Below are 16,515 nucleotides of genomic sequence, written 5' to 3'. Positions count from 1 at the left end.
CGGAACAGCGAAAATGGTGCCAGAAACTAGACGGCGTGATGCCGTCGAGTAAGGCTGCCAACAAGTAATGCCAAAGGATGTAGAATTTTCTGCTATTTTGTTCATAAGATGTGGTAAAATATTGTTAGGTTTACACTTTTGGTGGCAGGGGGTGCCGGTTATGTTTGAAAGCGAGGTTGAAGGCTGTGAAACCATCGGCATCTATGCGTTTATCAGGCGTGGGGCGGCACTGCTCGCAGTTGCCGCATTGCTGATTCTGGGGCTGTCTGCCTGCGAGATCCAAAAGGAGATTTATGTGCCTGGCAGTTATGAAGGTGTTTCTGAGGGGTACCATGGTCCAATCCGTGTGGTAGTAACAACCAACGCCATGGACATTGAGTCCATTGTCATCATTGAGGAGCACGAAAAGCAAGTGCTGGGAGAAGTGGTTGACATTGTCTACGAGACCATTCCGGAACGGGTCCGGCGCAACAACTCTACCGAGGTGGACGTGGTGTCCGGCGCGACTATGACCAGTACGGCGCTGATCAAAGCGATCCGGGACGGACTGGACAAGGCCCTGATTACGTCTGTGGATGCGGCTGAACCGGAGTCCGGTGGTGAAGACACCGAAGACACTGAAGACACCAACTAACGGACATGAGGGGGACGTGCCTTGAAACTTCAATTCAAAATCGCGCTCTTTCTGTCGGTGATGCTGGTCCTCGTCGTTGGAGGCATTGGTTTTATGACCTTTGGCTATTTGGAGCGGACCATTGAGACTCAGATGGGCAACAACGCCATGGACCTAGCGGTGACGGTAGCGGCCATACCGGAGATCAAGCATGCGCTTGCAGACCAGAATGAAGACAAAACCGTTCAGACACTGGTGGAGGATTTCAGGAAGCAGACGCGTTTTCAATATATTATCGTCATGGATATGGAGGGGATTCAGTACTCGTATCCATCGGAAAATCTGCTGGGGCAGAGGTATCGCAACGGGGGCGAGGAACAGGTTTTAACTACTGGCGAGGCCTACGTCTCCGCGGACCGAAACGAGCTGATCTCTGCCATAAGGGCCTTTGCACCAGTGTATGAGAACGGCGTCCAGGTTGGCGCCGTCCTGGTCGGCCTCCTGACGGACACGGTCTACAAAGAAGTCGGCACACAGATCAGGAATCTCGAGACGACACTGGTGGTTTGGCTGCTGGTGGGAATCCTGGGGGCCGCGATCCTCAGCCTCAACATCAAACGGACCATCTTTGGGCTGGAACCTAAAGAAATCGCCCTGCTCCTTGGGCAGAGGGACATCATCCTTCAGAGTCTCAACAACGGGGTTCTGACCATAGACAGCAGCGGAAAAATTCTTCTGTTCAATAAACTGGCCAGGGAAATTCTCGGCCTCAATCCTGAAGACGTCGGCAAGCCCTTGTCGGATTACAGCGATCTTTACGCGCATCAAATGCTGCGGACCCTCGAGACTAAAGAGACCATCCTGAACCAGGAAATCCGACTCAGTCCCGGTAAGACCATTCTATGCAGCCACACGCCGCTGAGGGATCACAGGGGAGAATTTATAGGCGTCGTGTCCAACATTCAGGACTTAACTCAGGTCAAGCTCATGGCGGAGGAACTGACGGGCTATCAGAAAATGACCAATGCTCTGAGAGCCCAGAATCATGAGTTCATGAACAAGCTTCATACCATTTCGGGGCTGATTCAGTTAGAGGCTTATGAGGAAGCAGTGGACTATATTTCCGTGGTTTCAGACCAGCGCGAGCGCCTCTCCGGCATCATCAATGACCGGATTGAAAATACCCACGTCTCCGCTATTTTGCTGGCAAAATACAATCGTGCAACTGAAGCCAAAATAGACATGGAAATCGATCCTGCCTCTTACTTGAACCGGCTGCCGGACAGAATTTCAGAAGACGAGCTCTGCTCGGTACTGGGCAATCTCATAGAGAATGCAATTGAAGAGCTGGTCAAGATCGAAGGAGGCCAAATTTACGTCTGCATCACTTCCGGTGAGGAAACGCTGGATGTGGTGATTTCCGACAACGGTCCGGGCATTCGCGAGGACATTGCGGACAAAATATTTGAGCGAGGCGTGACGACTAAAACGGGCAGCCGCGGCTTTGGGCTGACTATTGTCAAGGAAATCATTGATGAGGCGGGCGGCGTCATAGAGCTGGATAATGAACTGGGCGCTGAATGGCGCATCACAATACCCTATGAAGGGGGGCGGGCACTGGATTATGATTAAAGTGCTCATCGTTGAAGACGATCCCATGGTCAGAGAAATCAATGAACGGTTTTTGGCTAAAATTGAAGGCTATACACTGCTAGACAGCGTCTCCACCCTGGACCGGGCCAAGGAGCTGATGAAGATTGCAGAGCCGGACCTGGTTCTGCTGGACGTGTTTTTCCCTCAAGGGAAGGGCGTCGACCTTCTGCGCTGGATTCGTTGGGAGGGCATGCGTTCGGACGTCATCATGATCACCGCGGACCGCTCTGTCGAAACCGTGGAGGAAGCCCTGCGCTACGGCGCGGTGGATTACCTGATCAAACCTTTCAAATTCAAGCGCTTTGAGGAAACCTTATCCCAGTTTCGCCTGCGCAGGAGAAATCTAATGCAGTCGGAGAACGTAGAGCAGGATCTGATCGACCAGTTGGTCATGCGGGAAGGCGGCAATAGCGGGCGCGAGGAAGACGAAGATCATGAAATGATCGATACCAAAGGCTTCAGTCAGCTGACCTATGACAAGGTGTGTGAGTGCATCCGCGGCTTCGGCACCCAAACTTTCACGGCGCAGCTGGTGGCCAAAAAAATAGGTGTCTCGAGAATCACGGCGCGCCGCTATCTCGACTACATGGAAAAAGAAGACAAGCTTGAAATTGAGCTGGAATACGGCAAAGTCGGACGGCCTAAAAACAGATATAAGATCAGGGAAGGCTGCTGGAACGACAAGAGCGAGAAAGACGAATAGCGCGAACGGAACCGGCCAAAGACTCTGAAGCGCGATCTTAAGATACTTGGAGGAAATAGACATGCATCAGCTAGAAGAAGGGTTCTATACCTTTCCCATTCCCTTGCCCAATAACCCGTTGAAAGCCTTAAACGGCTACATCATTTTGGGTGATGACGGCGCAGTAATGATTGACACCGGCTTTGCCATGGAGGCCTGCAGGGAAGCGGTTTACGGAGCCTTGGATGCACTCGGCGTCTCCTTTGACAAGCTGACCGTCGTGCTGACCCACCTTCATTCGGATCACACTGGCCTGGCAGGAGAGCTCCACGAGCGCGGCGCCAAAATCATTGCCGGACAAACCGAGAGCTGGTGGATCCGTAGACTGCGTACAGAGGAAATGGCGAGTGGATTCCAGACCCTCATCCAGCGCTTTGACCTCGAGCGCGACGGCATTCACTATTATGACAATCCGGGTTACAAATACGCCCCGCAGTCCACGCCGGAGCTCGAGACCGTGACAGAAGGCGACCGGATTGAGATGGGCCGCTTCAGCCTGGAGGTGGTCGACCTTCCGGGTCATACGCCGGGGCTGATTGGTCTCTACTGCCGCGCGCGGGGCTGTCTCTTTGGTGCGGATCACATCCTCGACAAGATTACGCCGAATATAAGCTACTGGCAGGAAGGCTTCGACAGTCTGGGCGTTTATCTCGAGATGCTGGAAAAGGCGAGAGCCATGAAGCTGAAGCGTGTCTACAGCGCCCACCGCAACGTGATTGATGATCCGGAGCGCCGGATTGATGAGCTGATGGTTCATCATGACCATCGGCTGAAAGAAGTTTTTGAAATTGTGGGGCAGGGTCATGAGACGGTACGCGACATCGCAGCGAGGATGCACTGGGAGCTGCGCGCGGCGGGCTGGGACGAGTTTCCCAAAGCCCAGAAGTGGTTCGCGTCCTCCGAGGCCATGGCCCACCTGGAGTATCTGCACCTGCGGGGCCGGCTGAACAGGACCCTGATCGACGGCATCTACCATTATACGCTGGCATGACTTAAAGCGGTGATAGACCAAGGCGGGTGTTTGCCGATGGTCAAACCACCCCCAAATTAAGCCATACTGACAACCAAATTTCAACTGACCATGACTTGGAGGAGAGCGCACTATGACGAAGCGTTGGATTGACTTGAGAAGCGACACGGTGACTTTGCAGCCGGAGGAAATGAAACGCGCCATGTTTGAGGCGCAGGTCGGTGATGACGTCTATGAGGACGATCCGGCGACGGCGGAACTCGAGCGCTTCGCGGCAGAGCTTCTGGGAAAGGACGCGGCGCTTTTCGTGCCGAGCGGCACCTTTGCCAATCAGCTGGCCATCATGACCCACACCCGGCGCGGGGATGAGATCATCATAGGGCAGGACGCGCATATCCAGGCTCATGAAGTGGGCGCGGCTGCTGCCCTGGCAGGGGTTCAGCTGAAGACGGTGCCGGTGCACCTGAACCAGATTGAGGCGCTGGATGTTCGTCGTGCCATCCGCGACCTGAATGATGTCCACTATCCGGAAACAGCGCTGATCTGCATTGAAAACGCCCTGGGCAACGGCTGCGTGCTGACGCTGGATAATATGAAGGAAATTTACAGACTGGCGTATCTTCACAATATTCCGGTGCACCTGGACGGCGCCAGGCTGTTCAATGCGGCGCTGGCCCTCGGGGTTTCGGCGAAGACAGTCGCGGCTCAGGCGGACACCGTCAATATTTGTCTTTCAAAAGGCCTTGCGGCGCCTATTGGCTCGCTACTGCTGGGAAGCAAGGACTTTATTCTCAGAGCGCGCAAGAATAGAAAGCGCATGGGCGGCGGCATGAGGCAAACGGGCTATCTGGCAGCGGCTGGGCTTTACGCGCTGACCCACATGGTGGACCGTCTGAAAGAGGATCACCAGAACGCGGTTTACCTGGCTGCCCGCCTGGCGGAGATTCCGGGGATAGAAATTATGAAGCACCGCAGAGACATCAACATGGTCTTCTTCAAGATTGAGGAAGGCCTGATCAAGGAAGCGGCATTTCTTCAAAAGCTCATGGACGCAGGGATCAAGTCCAATGGCATGGAGGATGGGGAATACAGATTTGTAACTCATTACGGCATTGAAAAAGAGGACATCGATACGGTCATTGACGTCATGAAGGCATGTCTGATGTAACACAATAAAATGTAAGGCACGCCATGTTCAGTGACGGTAAGTTGAGAGAAACTTTACTGCGGCTGTGATCTGGCGTGTTTTTTTACAAGCGGGCAAATAGGGTAATTCGCTTTTGATCAAAGTATACGGGGAGGTGAGGCAAGGGGTGGAAGACAAGTCTGATAAAGGGAGGCATGGGGCTCTGAAGCACGGCGGACTGCCGCTGGCGGGCGCCTTGTTTGTGTTCTGGCTGCTCCTGACTGGTGCCTTTAGTCTTCGCATGGCGGTGACCGGCATCCTTTCCGTCGGGATCACGCTGAGCTTTTACCGGCGGTTCCTGAACTACTTCAATCTCGAGCCGGTGGCGGCAACGGGACTTTTCAGAATCCTGAGCTTCGCGGTACGAGTGGGTCAGGACATCTTTGTCTCAGCCTGGGCGCATATGAAACGGGTGGTGTATGGGTCGCCTTCACCGGAGATGTTCACTCTGAAGCTGTCTCTGGAGGAACCTATGCTGATCGCGCTGATCGCCAATGCCATTACCTTGACGCCGGGCAGCATGACGGTGGAGGTCAATGGCTCAGAGCTGACCGTACTGGCTTTCGTAGACGGCGAGGAAGAGGTTGAGGCGTTCCGGAGTCAAATTCACACCCGTTATGAGCAGGTACTGGGGGGAGGTCGGTCTCATGCTTGAGATGACCATGGTCCTCATTGGTGTCGCTGTTTTGTTTCTGCTTTATCAGCTGACGCTGGCCAAAACCATTTACGAACGTCTGGTTGCGCTGAATCTGATCGCAGTTAAAATTGCCCTGATTATGACTGTGTATGCAGTCTATTCCGGTCAAAGCGAGCTGCTGGATATCACCTTGACCTACAGTATTATTGGATTTATGACAGTTATTGTCCTGACGCGTTTTGTCCTGAAGGGAGGGCGGCTGAAATGATCGCAGATCTGCTTCTCGTTTTGGCCTGGATCTTCCTGGGGTTTGGCGTTGCGGGCATATTTCGCCTGGAAGGCGTTTATGAGACCCTGCTCAGCAGCAGTAAAATTGACTCTGTGGTGGTGCTGACCGTCATTATCTCCCTAATGCTCCGCTTGGGTTTCAGTCCCATGACCCTGCGGCTGCTGATCCTTCTGGTGTTTTATCTGGCGACCAATCCGGTGTCCAATCAGATGATCGCGGCTTCTGCGTACCGCGGTGGGCTGCTTCCTGAGAAAGGGGGAATCCATCCGTGGATCCGCTGATGATACTGATGGCAGTCCTGAGTGTGGCGCTCCTGATCGCGGCGCTCATGACGCTGATCACGGAAAACAACTTCAGGCTGATTCTCTACTTCGCGGCGTTTTCGTTGACAGCGGCGGGGCTCTATATGCTCCTGCACGCCCCGGACATAGCCCTTGCAGAAATTGCCGTGGGCTGCGCTTTTGTGCCGCTGATTTATACCATTGCGGTCATGAAGCAGACCACCCTGAATGTGGTCGTCAAGTGTGCCGGCTCGGAGCAATACGACTGCTACATGAATCCGGAGCGGCTGGAGGCTTTTATGGAGGAGATTGGACGTTTCTGTGACCTGTACGGTCTTGAAGCCAAGCTGGTCGGAGGGCTGGAGGGCAAAGTGACGACGGTGGCCGGCATTTTTCGGCCGAGCAGCCCGGATCTCTTGATTGACTATGATCCTGTTCGGGACCTCATTTGCGTTGAAGGCAACGAGAACAACAGTCTGATTGAGTCTTTGGAGCGCTGGCTGAAACAGACGCCCGGTGTGGCGTTCGTGGGGGTTGGGGTGTCGGAGAATGAGGAAGAAGACGCATAAGAGTGTGGGAAGTCTAAAAATCTTGGACGGTATGGGTTTTAGCAGGTGACCATCGGCTAAACCCAGCAGGAGGGGCCTGTAGATGAGAACCCTTAAAACGATCAAGCACGAACACAAATGGTCATACGGCACTGCGGTGGAGGTGGTGAAAGATGAGAACCCGTGAGAGAATCAAGGGGCTGATGATCCTGGCGGCCATAGGCTTTGTGGGGAACGGCCTGTTAGAGGCGTTCGTCCTGAATGCGCCGGCGTATGGCCGCTTCAGCATGGATTATTTTATCAGTGAGACGCTGCCAGAGACGGGGTCACAGAATCTTGTTACCGGCATTTATCTGAGCTACCGGCTGTTTGACTCGCTGTTTGAGGCTGCGACGCTGTTCGTGGTGACGGCGGGGATTCTATTCATGGGCAGGAAGGATGAAGAGATCCGCTGATGCCTGATGGTGATCGTGGCGGGGGTGGCGGTGATGGAACCTCCAGTTCGCGAGGCTGCAGACTTGCCGGCTTTGAAATTATTGTGGGAGAAACCTGATTATACAGCGGCCGGACCCCTGAGTTGAGCTGGCTGAACTGACAGAAAGGAGATGAAGAGGCCGTGAGTCCGTTAAATTCATTGAGACCCAGAATCAACCAGAGCTACGATTTGCTGAAGGTGATCAGCCTCCTGCTGCTGCCTTTCATGCTCATGTTTGGCCTCTACATTGTGTTCAATGGAGACCTGTCTCCAGGCGGCGGTTTTCAGGGCGGTGTCGTCCTGGCTACGGCTTACATTCTGGTTTATTTTATTTCAGAGCAAAAGACCGTAGAGCTCAGCCGATTGATCCGAATCGAAAAAGTGCTCTTTTTCGCTTTGATTGTCGCCGGCATCGTTCATCTTCTTTTCTTTTCCGGCGCTCTGGCGTCACTGGTGACACCGGAGGCCATGCTGCTCAAGCGCATCATTCTGATTGCTTTCAATATGTTGATTGGGGCCAAGGTCGCCCTTGGGATGAGCGGCATCATCACCATGTTTTTCGAGGAGGGAAGCTTATGATGTTTGTGACGGTGACGGCATGCCTGGTCATTTTAATTGGGTTGTACGGCATAGTGACCTCCCGGCAGGTGGTCAAAACCATCCTGTGTATGAATCTGGTTCAGACGGCGGTGATCCTTCTGCTTTTGAGCCTGGCCAGCCAAACGGGTTCGGCGATCCCAATCATCGGCATGGGCACTGGGGGCATGGTGGATCCGCTGCCTCAGGCCATGATGATCACGGCCATTGTGATAGGGGCGTCGGTGACGGCGCTGGGGCTGTTCATGTCAGGCAAACTGTTCCACTATTATGGGAGTCTCGACTGGCGTGCCATCTTCCACAAAGACACCTTTGAGAGGACAGACTGATGGAAGCGCTCATGCTGACTCTGATTTTCCTGCCGTTTCTCTGGGGGCTGCTGATTTTTTTGGTGGACCGGGTGGGCTTCACGCGGACTGTGTTTGGGGAGCAGGTGCTGCTTGGCGTGTTAGTTTTTTTGCTTCTACGGCAAGGCGAGGTCAGCCTCGTCCTGGGCGGCTGGCCGGAAGGCATAGGCATTGAGCTGGCGTCCGGGGGTTTCGGGCAGCTCTTTTTGATCATGACGGCTGTGGCGTTCATGTATGTTTACAGCTATCTTTGGCATCAGCATCAGGAAGACCATAAGCTGTTTCTCTTTTTGGGGATGCTGCAGGGGGCGCTCTATGCGCTGTATCTGACGCGGGATCTTTTCACCATGTATCTGATGATTGAGGTGGTCACGATTCTGGCCAGCATTCTGATTCTCTACGAGCGGGATGCGGTGTCGGTGCGGGCCGGGCTTTATTATTTGATTTTTAACAGCGTGGGGATGCTGATCTTTTTGATTGGTGTCATTGCACTGTATACAGAGGTGGGGACCCTCAACCTGACGGGGATTCACGCGTGGTTTGGGGCGGAGGCCGCCGCGGGGGTGGCGCTGTCTGTTCGGGCGCGGTTTGCCCTGGCCTGTTTTATGACGACTTTTGCCGTCAAGACCGCTTCTTTTCCGGTGGGCGGCTGGCTGCCCGTGGCACATGGCTATGCGCCGACTTTTATCTCTGCGCTGCTTTCTGGACTTGTGGTGAAGTCGGGGCTCTTTCTCTATATCAATGTCATTGCGCCGTTTGGGTCTTCCATGGTATATGGGATTACGCTGGTCCTGGGGCTGTGCGCAGCCCTTTACGGGGTGGCGCGGGCTATGTTTCAGACGGACATTAAGCGCATGCTTGCCTTCCATACGGTGTCCCAGGTGGGGCTGATGGTGATTGGACTTGCCATGTATCTGGCGGATGGCGGGCTGGGCGGTATGGTCCACGCGTTCAACCATTTTATGTTCAAGAGCCTGCTCTTTCTGACGGCGGGGGCGCTGGCCCGCATGTACGGCACCCGAAACCTGACCCGGATTCACGGCGTCATGCGATCGAATCCGTTTCTGGGTGTGGCTGTGCTGGTCGGGGTTTTGGCGATCAGCGGCGCGCCGTGGATGATTGGCAGTGTGGGCAAGACTTTGATCAAATACAGCGTCGCTGGCGGACCTTTAACGCCAGGGGTTGTGAGGTTGGTAACGCTTGCTCTAACTTTTATTAACCTCGGGACGGCTGTATCCTTCTCGAAGTGGATTGCCATGCTGTTCGGGCCTAAGGAAAAGGAGATGAAGCTCTTTGGCGGGAAGGCCTTTGCCATAGGCCTTATGAGTGTGCTGGTGGTGGTGCTTTATCCGCTGGAGGTTGTTTCCCTGGGGCTGGATCCTCTTTACAAGCTGTCTTCTGAGGTTTTAACCTATCTGAGCTATATGGGGGCGGCGCTGTTGGTTTACTGGTTTCTCCTCAAGGACAAGCCCCCTTGGGCGGTGCGGCTGGGGCGTTTTGTGCCCGACGTGGAAATGGCGTTCTTTGGGATGCTGGTGTTGATTGGCGGCCTGCACTGGCTGATGGTGCTGGGGTAGGGGTGTTACAGTCCGCGTCACCAGTTTTAGTTTGGTGACGCGGACAGGTTTTGATTTGGTGACGCGGACAGAAATAAATTTTGTGCCAGAGCATGCGAAAATTATTCTCATTTGTGGAAGGGGCCAGAGAAGTGAACGACAAGCAAGTCGACGCAAACAGGCATCACGCAATAGGCAGGTCAATCCCGCGCAAGGAAAGTCAGAACAAGGTCTCGGGGCGCCAAAAGTACCTGGGAGATTATTCGGAAGCCGGTGTTCTTCACGCCGCCGTCAAGATCAGTCCACACGCCCACGCCAAAATTCTCTCAATCAATGTCGAAAAAGCGCTCTCCATGCCCGGGGTCCACTCTGTGCTGACCGGTGAGTACCATGCCCAAAATATTGGTCTTTATCTCGGGGACAAGCCGCCTCTCGCCAGAGGCGTGGTACGCCATCACGGCGAGCCCGTGGCTGCGGTGGTGGCAGACACCCTGCGTCAGGCTCAGGCTGCTGTGAACCAGATCGAGGTCACATATGAGATTTTGCCGATGGTCAGCAGACCCTCCGAATCACTGGCACCAGGCGCCCCGCTCCTCCATCCCGAGATGGCGGATTACGTTCACATCCCCGCGATCCTGCCGGAGCCCGGGACAAACGTGGCCAACCGAACGAAGATTCGCAAAGGCAACGCCGTTGAGGCGTTCAAGGCAGCGGAAACCATAGTTGAAGTCTCTACCTCTTTCCCGCCTGGCGACCATGTGGCCATGGAACCGAGGGCGGCGCTGGTCCGCATTCACGGCAGCGGAGAGGTGGAAATCCACTCCACGACTCAGGCGCCCTTTGTGGTCAAGGGGCTCATGAGCGTCTTCTTTGGCATCGAGGAAGGTCTGATCAACGTGATCGCGCCGCCCATAGGCGGAGGCTTTGGAGGCAAAGCCGGCATTCAGCTGGAGGGTCTGGCTTATCTGCTGTCTAAATCTGTAGGCGGCCGTCCTGTACGCCTGGTCAACACCCGAGAACAGGATCTCCTCAGCTCCCCGGGCAACATGGGCCTGGAAGCCAGGGTCAAGCTGGGCGCGGCCAGAGATGGCACCCTTTTAGCCGCGGAGCTGGAATTTCTATTCGACAGCGGCGCCTACGCGGATTACGCGGTCAACATCAGCCGGGCGGCGGCAATTTCCTGCACCGGACCATACAGAATTCCAAACGTGAGCTGCGACTCCCTGTGCGTCTATACCAACCATCCTTTCGCGACGGCTTACCGTGGCTTTGGCCACGTGGAGGCCTCCTTCGCGGTTGAGCGGGCTATGGAAACTTTGGCAGACGCTCTGGGGATGGACCCTGTAGAACTCCGCCTGCGAAACGCAGTCACCGCCGGCGACACGACACCGGTTCAAAGTGTGCTGGATGAGAGCACCGGCGACCTGAAAGGCTGCATTCGCCAAGTGGCCCAGTCGCTGCGCTGGGACGAGGGAAGCAGGCGGGTGCTGGAGGACGGACGAATTCTTGCCAAAGCCGTGACCTGCCTCTGGAAAGCGCCTGCCATGCCGACCAACACGGACGCAGGCGCGATCCTGACCTTCAATGGCGACGGCTCAGTCAATCTTCAGACGGGTATTGTCGAGCTCGGACAGGGGACCAAGACCGGCCTTGCGCAAATTGTCGCGGAGCGCCTCGGCTTGGAACCGGCAAAGGTGCATGTCCAGATGACCGCAGATGCCAGGGTGGCGCCCCACGACTGGGCAACCGCCGCCAGCCGCGGCTTGTTCATGGCCGGCCGGGCAGCATTTGACGCCTGTGAAGATGCGCTGAACCAGCTAAAGAGAACAGCTTCCATTGTGCTCCGGGTGCCGCCTGAGGATCTGATGGCATCCGGCGGCAGGATTTACTTAGACGGGGAGCCGCATGTGGGGCTGCCCCTCAAAGACGTGGCGCTTGGGTACACCTATCCAAACGGCAATGCCATTGAAGGCCAAGTGATTGGCCGAGGTCGCTACATCTCCAGACGGCTGACTGGGATCGACCCTGAGACCGGCGCGGGCCACCCGGATCTGGAATGGACCCTCGCCGCCCAAGGGGTGGAAGTCCTCTTGGATCCCCAGGATGGCACCTACAGGATCCTGAATGCGGCCTGCTGCCTGGACGCCGGCAAAGTCATCAACCCGGCCTTAGCCAGAGGCCAGATCGCCGGTGCCATGGCCATGGGACTGGGCTACGCTGCCTGCGAGGGCTTCCGGTTCAACAGCCGGGGACAGGTGCTGAATGACGATCTCAGGGACTTCAAGATCATGCGCTATGGCGACGCGCCGACCTATCACATTGAGTTTCTGGAAACGCCGCAGAAGGATGGGCCGTACGGGGCCAGGGGGCTTGGCGAGCAGGCTGTGATAGGCATGCCCGGCGCCCTTGCCAACGCTTTGTCCAGGGCGGCCGGCGTGCCTCTGAACCATTTGCCGCTGACGCCAGAGTCCATTTGGCTGGCTATGGAGGGTGACACAGACTTCAGCAATAAAGAACAAAAAGAGAATTCTGCCGATGGTTACCGATCCCCCCACAACGCTTCCAACACAAACAATGAAGAAGTAGAACTAACAGAGAAGGCAGGTGACCTCGAATGATCGCCTTTGATTTTATCTTTGAACGCCCGGTCACAGCGGAGGCTGCCTACAAGTTGTGGGCACAGGCCGTAGAGGCAGGTAAAAAACCTATCTATTTCAGCGGCGGCACAGAAGTGGTGACTGCCATGCGTAAAGGAACCGTCAAAGCGGAGGTCGTAATTGACTTAAAGGGCATTGAGGCCTATAAGACGCTGGGGGTAGGAAAAAGTCCGGTGTCGACTGACGCACTTTGGATCGGTGGCGGTGCGGCACTGGGGGCTCTTGAGGAAGCAATGCCAGGGACCCTGCTGTCAGAAGTTGCCCGAGGCATTGCGGATCATACGGTGAGAAATACGCTGACCATCGGCGGGAACCTCTGTGGGCGTCTGCCTTACAGGGAAATGGCGCTGGGGCTGCTGACGCTGGGGGCCGCAGTTGTGCTCTATGGGCCGGAAGGGCTTGTGAAGCGGCCTATGGCGGAGGTGTTCCACAAACGGCTGGAGCTGAAGGCCGGCGAGTTTTTGCTGGGGTTTGAGCTGGCGCCGGCGGCGCTGGCAGAGACGCGGTTTTTCAGGCGCCGACGCCAAAAGCAGACGGAAACTGATTATCCCATCTGTCACACCGTGGTGACGCGGCGGGGAGAGTCTTACAGCGTCGCGGTCAGCGGCGTTTCAGCCTATGTCTGGTTCGGGGAGAAGACCTCGGCGCGAATTGAGGCGGGGGCGTTGCCGCAGGACCAGGCCATGGTCATCTGGGAGCGGCTTGAGGAACTGGCAGTGGATGATTTAAGAGCGTCCAAGGCGTATAAGTTAGGACTCCTGAAGCGGGATCTGGTCGAGGCGTTTTCGAAGCTGGAGGATCCAGGTGAGCGTCGGGATTTCGCTGAATCTGGGCATTCGCGTGTAACTGGAGATCCGGCTGACGCTGGAGCCGGCGGTGAAGCAGGAGAGCAGGTTCAGGATGGGGGAAGCTTTGAAGGACATTCGCTCAAAGCCAAGGCTGGTAAGTTGGCGGAAGCCTCGCGCTATTCTGGGCTGACCGAAATAGCTGTCGAGATCAATGGCAAACTGAGGACTATGGCAGTGCGGCCATCCGAAACACTTTTGAATGTGCTCAGGCAGGCGGCGGGCCATACCGGCGCCAAGCCGGGGTGCGAGAACGGGGACTGCGGGGCCTGCACGGTGCTGCTGGAGGGAAGGCCGGTGAAATCCTGCCTGATGCTGGCGGTGGAGGCAGAGGGAAGAGCAGTCATGACCGTGGAAGGGCTGGGGAATACGGCGATTCAGCAGGCCTTTGTCGAGTGCGGCGGCTTCCAGTGCGGCTACTGTACCTCCGGCTTTCTGGTCAACGCCTGGGCTATGCTGGAAGCCCATCCGGAGGCGGATGAGGCGGTTCAGCGGGAGTGGCTCTCCGCCAACTTGTGCCGCTGCACCGGATACGAAGGGATCCGGGATGCGGTGGAAAGGGCTAAAACTGTGAAGCGCTCATAAAACTAAAAACCCTTGCCGATGGTTGTGGTACGGCCAACCATCGGCAAGGGTTAATTTTTTTGTATTTCATTGGTTTGCACCAGCCACATCAGCCACACCAGCACATCAGACACACCGGGGCGCTTTACGCCAAAATCTTCCTCAGCGCCTCGATCAAATAATCGATCTCTTCCTCCGTGTTGAAGTACGAAAAGCTGAAGCGGACGGTGCCCTGCGGGAACGTGCCGAGGGCTTTGTGGGCGGCCGGCGCGCAGTGCATACCTACCCGGGTTTTGATGTCATACTCGCTGTCGAGGACATAAGCAATGTCGGCATTGTCGTGCAGCTCAAAATCAATGGAGACCACAGCCGTGCGGTTTTCGACCCCTCGCCGGCCGACTAGCCGGACGCCGACGAGGTCTTTTACGCCCGCCATAAAGCGCTCTGTCAGGATCATCTCTTTGGCGTGAATATTGTCAATGCCCGTCTTGGCCAGATAGTCGAGGGCGGCGTTCAAACCGTAGATCCCCGGCAGGTTCTGGGTGCCGGACTCGAACTTGTCCGGCAGCATGGACGGCTGCTCCTCAGAATCCGAGCGGCTGCCGGTACCGCCTTCGATCAGGGGGTCGACCAGCGCAGCGAACGCCTTGTCGATCACCATCCCGCCAACGCCCTGCGGCCCGAGCAGACTTTTGTGCCCGGTGAAGCAGATGGCCTTGGCCTTATTTTTTTGCAGGTCAATGGGGATGACGCCGGCGGTTTGGGCCGCGTCGACCACGAGAGGAATCCCATGGGCCTGGGCAATTTCGCCTATGCGGTTAATGTCATTGACCGTGCCGCAGACGTTGGACGCATGGGTAACCAGGATCAGCTTGGTGTCTGGTCGGATCAGGCCTGGCAGTGCTTCGGCGATGAGCTCACCTTCCTCGTCGAATGGCGCGCGGGTGAAGGTAATGCCGTGTCGCTCGAGGGAGACCACAGGCCGCATGACTGCATTGTGCTCGAGGCTGGAGACAATGACGTGGTCCCCGGGCTTGAGATAACCCTTGAGGATCAGGTTGAGGGCCTCGGTGATGTTCATAGTGAAGACAGTTTCGTAGCCCTCCGGGGCGTTAAAGAGCCGCTGCAGCTTTTCGCGGCAGTCCAGCATGACGCCCGCAGCGCCAAGGGCTTCGGAATAAAAACCGCGTCCGACGTTGACGCCAATATTTTCGATATAATCTGCGACGGCTGCGGCAACGCCCGGTGCTTTCGGAAAAGATGTTGCGCCGTTGTCGAAATAATGCATGGGTGTGTCCTCCTCTTTAATCTACTTCTAGAATACTGGATTTTTGCCGATGGTTGCTATAGAACTATTTTATCGAGAATGATTCTCGATCTATATTTGCGATTGGATGCGAATTGGGAATTGCGATATTATGGCAACTGTGAACAATATGAACTAAATAAATTGAGGAAATGAGAGGAGCTTAGAAGTCATGAAGAAAAGCAGTATTATTGTGGCCGGGGCGCTGATTGGACTGATGTCAGTTGCGCTGGTCAAGTTCGGGAACCCTGCCAATATGGGCTTGTGTATTGCGTGCTTTCTCAGGGACACTGCCGGGGCACTGGGATTACATAGGGCGGAAGTGGTGCAGTATATCCGGCCGGAAGTTATTGGTCTTGTAATTGGCGCTATGGGGTCGGCCATGTACTTCAAGGAGTTTTCTGCGCGCGGGGGATCATCGCCGCTGACCCGGTTTGTCTTGGCCATTGCGGTCATGATTGGGGCGCTTGTGTTCTTGGGATGTCCGCTGCGCATGATCCTTCGCCTATCTGCCGGCGATCTGAACGCGCTGGTGGGCCTCGCCGGCTTTGCGGGCGGCATTGGCATGGGGATTGTCTTCTTGAACAAAGGCTTTTCCCTGAAGCGGAATTATAAGCAGAATGCTTTTGAAGGCAGTTTGCTGCCTGTGGTAATGATAGGACTTTTGGCGCTGCTCGTCATAGCGCCGGCATTTGTTTTCTTCAGCGTTGAGGGGCCTGGATCCCTGCACGCGCCGTTGCTGATTTCTTTGGGCGCTGGCGTAATCGCCGGCGTGGCGGCACAGCGGACCCGGCTTTGCACTATGGGCGGGATTCGGGACGCGATTCTGTTCAAGGACTTCTACCTGCTGATGGGCGTTGGCGCCATTCTCGTGACCGCCTTAATAGGAAATCTGGCGATGGGAACATTTGCTCTAGGCTTTGAAAGTCAGCCTATTGCCCATACGGATGGTCTTTGGAACTTCCTTGGCCTGTTCTTGACGGGCTGGGGCAGCGTGCTCCTTGGCGGGTGCCCGCTTCGCCAGCTGATCCTCTCGGGGGAGGGCAACTCCGACTCGGCGGTGACGGTGTTTGGTCTGATCGTAGGTGCGGCGATTTCACACAACTTTGGTCTGGCTTCCAGCGCCAAGGGCGTGACGGCGAATGGCCAATTGTCTGTGCTGCTGCTTTTAATAGTGGTGGCGGTCATCTCTATCATGAATTTGCCGATGGTCACCGAAAAAGCCAAAGAACTCAAGGAGGCGATGTAA

At 55.7% G+C, this 16,515-nt stretch carries 17 protein-coding genes; 16 read left to right on the top strand and 1 reads right to left on the bottom strand.

Features of this window, described 5'->3' with window-relative positions; genetic code table 11:
• The first annotated feature begins 160 nt into the window (after positions 1 to 160).
• The 15 genes from AC4PHM_RS11820 (at position 161) to AC4PHM_RS11750 (ending at position 13,981) form a co-directional block, all read left to right on the top strand.
• Positions 161 to 634, top strand: a complete 474-nt coding sequence (locus AC4PHM_RS11820) for an FMN-binding protein (RefSeq protein ID WP_492017961.1) — start codon at positions 161 to 163, stop codon at positions 632 to 634.
• A gap of 21 nt (positions 635 to 655) precedes the next feature.
• Positions 656 to 2,245: an ATP-binding protein gene (locus tag AC4PHM_RS11815; RefSeq protein ID WP_492017960.1), complete on the top strand. Its 1,590-nt coding sequence runs from the start codon at positions 656 to 658 to the stop codon at positions 2,243 to 2,245.
• Positions 2,238 to 2,969, top strand: coding sequence for a response regulator (locus AC4PHM_RS11810; RefSeq protein WP_492017959.1), 732 nt, complete (start codon positions 2,238 to 2,240; stop codon positions 2,967 to 2,969). The genes AC4PHM_RS11815 and AC4PHM_RS11810 overlap by 8 nt, the downstream gene beginning before the upstream one ends.
• Before the next feature lie 61 nt (positions 2,970 to 3,030).
• Positions 3,031 to 3,999: an MBL fold metallo-hydrolase gene (locus tag AC4PHM_RS11805; protein WP_492017958.1), complete on the top strand. Its 969-nt coding sequence runs from the start codon at positions 3,031 to 3,033 to the stop codon at positions 3,997 to 3,999.
• A 112-nt stretch (positions 4,000 to 4,111) separates the two neighbouring features.
• Positions 4,112 to 5,146 (top strand): low-specificity L-threonine aldolase, encoded by a 1,035-nt coding sequence (gene ltaE, locus AC4PHM_RS11800; protein WP_492017957.1) that lies wholly within the window; start codon positions 4,112 to 4,114, stop codon positions 5,144 to 5,146.
• 145 nt (positions 5,147 to 5,291) lie between these two features.
• Complete coding sequence (locus AC4PHM_RS11795; protein WP_492017956.1) at positions 5,292 to 5,819, top strand: Na+/H+ antiporter subunit E; 528 nt, start codon at positions 5,292 to 5,294, stop codon at positions 5,817 to 5,819.
• Positions 5,812 to 6,069, top strand: coding sequence for an MrpF/PhaF family protein (locus tag AC4PHM_RS11790; RefSeq protein ID WP_492017955.1), 258 nt, complete (start codon positions 5,812 to 5,814; stop codon positions 6,067 to 6,069). Before AC4PHM_RS11795 ends, AC4PHM_RS11790 begins: the two co-directional genes overlap by 8 nt.
• Positions 6,066 to 6,371, top strand: a complete 306-nt coding sequence (locus AC4PHM_RS11785) for a cation:proton antiporter (RefSeq protein WP_492017954.1) — start codon at positions 6,066 to 6,068, stop codon at positions 6,369 to 6,371. The genes AC4PHM_RS11790 and AC4PHM_RS11785 overlap by 4 nt, the downstream gene beginning before the upstream one ends.
• Positions 6,359 to 6,940, top strand: a complete 582-nt coding sequence (locus AC4PHM_RS11780) for a Na(+)/H(+) antiporter subunit B (protein WP_492017952.1) — start codon at positions 6,359 to 6,361, stop codon at positions 6,938 to 6,940. Before AC4PHM_RS11785 ends, AC4PHM_RS11780 begins: the two co-directional genes overlap by 13 nt.
• 152 nt (positions 6,941 to 7,092) lie before the next feature.
• Positions 7,093 to 7,374, top strand: a complete 282-nt coding sequence (locus AC4PHM_RS11775) for a Na(+)/H(+) antiporter subunit B (protein WP_492017951.1) — start codon at positions 7,093 to 7,095, stop codon at positions 7,372 to 7,374.
• Positions 7,375 to 7,535: 161 nt separating this feature from the next.
• Entirely contained in the window at positions 7,536 to 7,973 is a 438-nt protein-coding gene (locus AC4PHM_RS11770) for an MnhB domain-containing protein (protein ID WP_492017950.1), read from the top strand.
• Complete coding sequence (locus tag AC4PHM_RS11765; protein WP_492017949.1) at positions 7,970 to 8,320, top strand: sodium:proton antiporter; 351 nt, start codon at positions 7,970 to 7,972, stop codon at positions 8,318 to 8,320. The genes AC4PHM_RS11770 and AC4PHM_RS11765 overlap by 4 nt, the downstream gene beginning before the upstream one ends.
• Positions 8,320 to 9,915, top strand: coding sequence for a complex I subunit 5 family protein (locus AC4PHM_RS11760; RefSeq protein ID WP_492017948.1), 1,596 nt, complete (start codon positions 8,320 to 8,322; stop codon positions 9,913 to 9,915). Before AC4PHM_RS11765 ends, AC4PHM_RS11760 begins: the two co-directional genes overlap by 1 nt.
• A 131-nt stretch (positions 9,916 to 10,046) precedes the next feature.
• Complete coding sequence (locus AC4PHM_RS11755) at positions 10,047 to 12,512, top strand: xanthine dehydrogenase family protein molybdopterin-binding subunit (protein ID WP_492017947.1); 2,466 nt, start codon at positions 10,047 to 10,049, stop codon at positions 12,510 to 12,512.
• Positions 12,509 to 13,981, top strand: a complete 1,473-nt coding sequence (locus tag AC4PHM_RS11750; protein ID WP_492017946.1) for a 2Fe-2S iron-sulfur cluster-binding protein — start codon at positions 12,509 to 12,511, stop codon at positions 13,979 to 13,981. The genes AC4PHM_RS11755 and AC4PHM_RS11750 overlap by 4 nt, the downstream gene beginning before the upstream one ends.
• Positions 13,982 to 14,105: 124 nt before the next feature.
• Here AC4PHM_RS11750 and AC4PHM_RS11745 read toward each other — a convergent pair whose 3' ends face one another.
• The gene (locus tag AC4PHM_RS11745) at positions 14,106 to 15,248 is read right to left on the bottom strand and encodes an aminotransferase class V-fold PLP-dependent enzyme (protein WP_492017945.1); all 1,143 of its coding nucleotides are present in this window, start codon (positions 15,246 to 15,248) and stop codon (positions 14,106 to 14,108) included.
• 190 nt (positions 15,249 to 15,438) lie between these two features.
• Here AC4PHM_RS11745 and yedE point away from each other — a divergent pair, with 190 nt between their 5' ends.
• Entirely contained in the window at positions 15,439 to 16,515 is a 1,077-nt protein-coding gene (gene yedE / locus AC4PHM_RS11740) for a YedE family putative selenium transporter (RefSeq protein WP_492017944.1), read from the top strand.

This window comes from Acidaminobacter sp. QWL-03, assembly GCF_058683855.1.
Note: the sequence above shows the minus strand (reverse complement) of the source record. Positions and strands in the feature narration are given on the sequence as shown.

What these genes read in the sequence shown, in the direction of transcription:
- AC4PHM_RS11820 (WP_492017961.1), top strand. Translation starts at nt 161, where the DNA reads ATGTTTGAAAGCGAGGTTGAAGGCTGTGAAACCATCGGCATCTATGCG.
- AC4PHM_RS11810 (WP_492017959.1), top strand. Translation starts at nt 2,238, where the DNA reads ATGATTAAAGTGCTCATCGTTGAAGACGATCCCATGGTCAGAGAAATC.
- AC4PHM_RS11805 (WP_492017958.1), top strand. Translation starts at nt 3,031, where the DNA reads ATGCATCAGCTAGAAGAAGGGTTCTATACCTTTCCCATTCCCTTGCCC.
- ltaE (WP_492017957.1), top strand. Translation starts at nt 4,112, where the DNA reads ATGACGAAGCGTTGGATTGACTTGAGAAGCGACACGGTGACTTTGCAG.
- AC4PHM_RS11790 (WP_492017955.1), top strand. Translation starts at nt 5,812, where the DNA reads ATGCTTGAGATGACCATGGTCCTCATTGGTGTCGCTGTTTTGTTTCTG.
- AC4PHM_RS11785 (WP_492017954.1), top strand. Translation starts at nt 6,066, where the DNA reads ATGATCGCAGATCTGCTTCTCGTTTTGGCCTGGATCTTCCTGGGGTTT.
- AC4PHM_RS11775 (WP_492017951.1), top strand. Translation starts at nt 7,093, where the DNA reads ATGAGAACCCGTGAGAGAATCAAGGGGCTGATGATCCTGGCGGCCATA.
- AC4PHM_RS11765 (WP_492017949.1), top strand. Translation starts at nt 7,970, where the DNA reads ATGATGTTTGTGACGGTGACGGCATGCCTGGTCATTTTAATTGGGTTG.
- AC4PHM_RS11760 (WP_492017948.1), top strand. Translation starts at nt 8,320, where the DNA reads ATGGAAGCGCTCATGCTGACTCTGATTTTCCTGCCGTTTCTCTGGGGG.
- AC4PHM_RS11750 (WP_492017946.1), top strand. Translation starts at nt 12,509, where the DNA reads ATGATCGCCTTTGATTTTATCTTTGAACGCCCGGTCACAGCGGAGGCT.
- AC4PHM_RS11745 (WP_492017945.1), bottom strand. Translation starts at nt 15,248, where the DNA reads ATGCATTATTTCGACAACGGCGCAACATCTTTTCCGAAAGCACCGGGC.
- yedE (WP_492017944.1), top strand. Translation starts at nt 15,439, where the DNA reads ATGAAGAAAAGCAGTATTATTGTGGCCGGGGCGCTGATTGGACTGATG.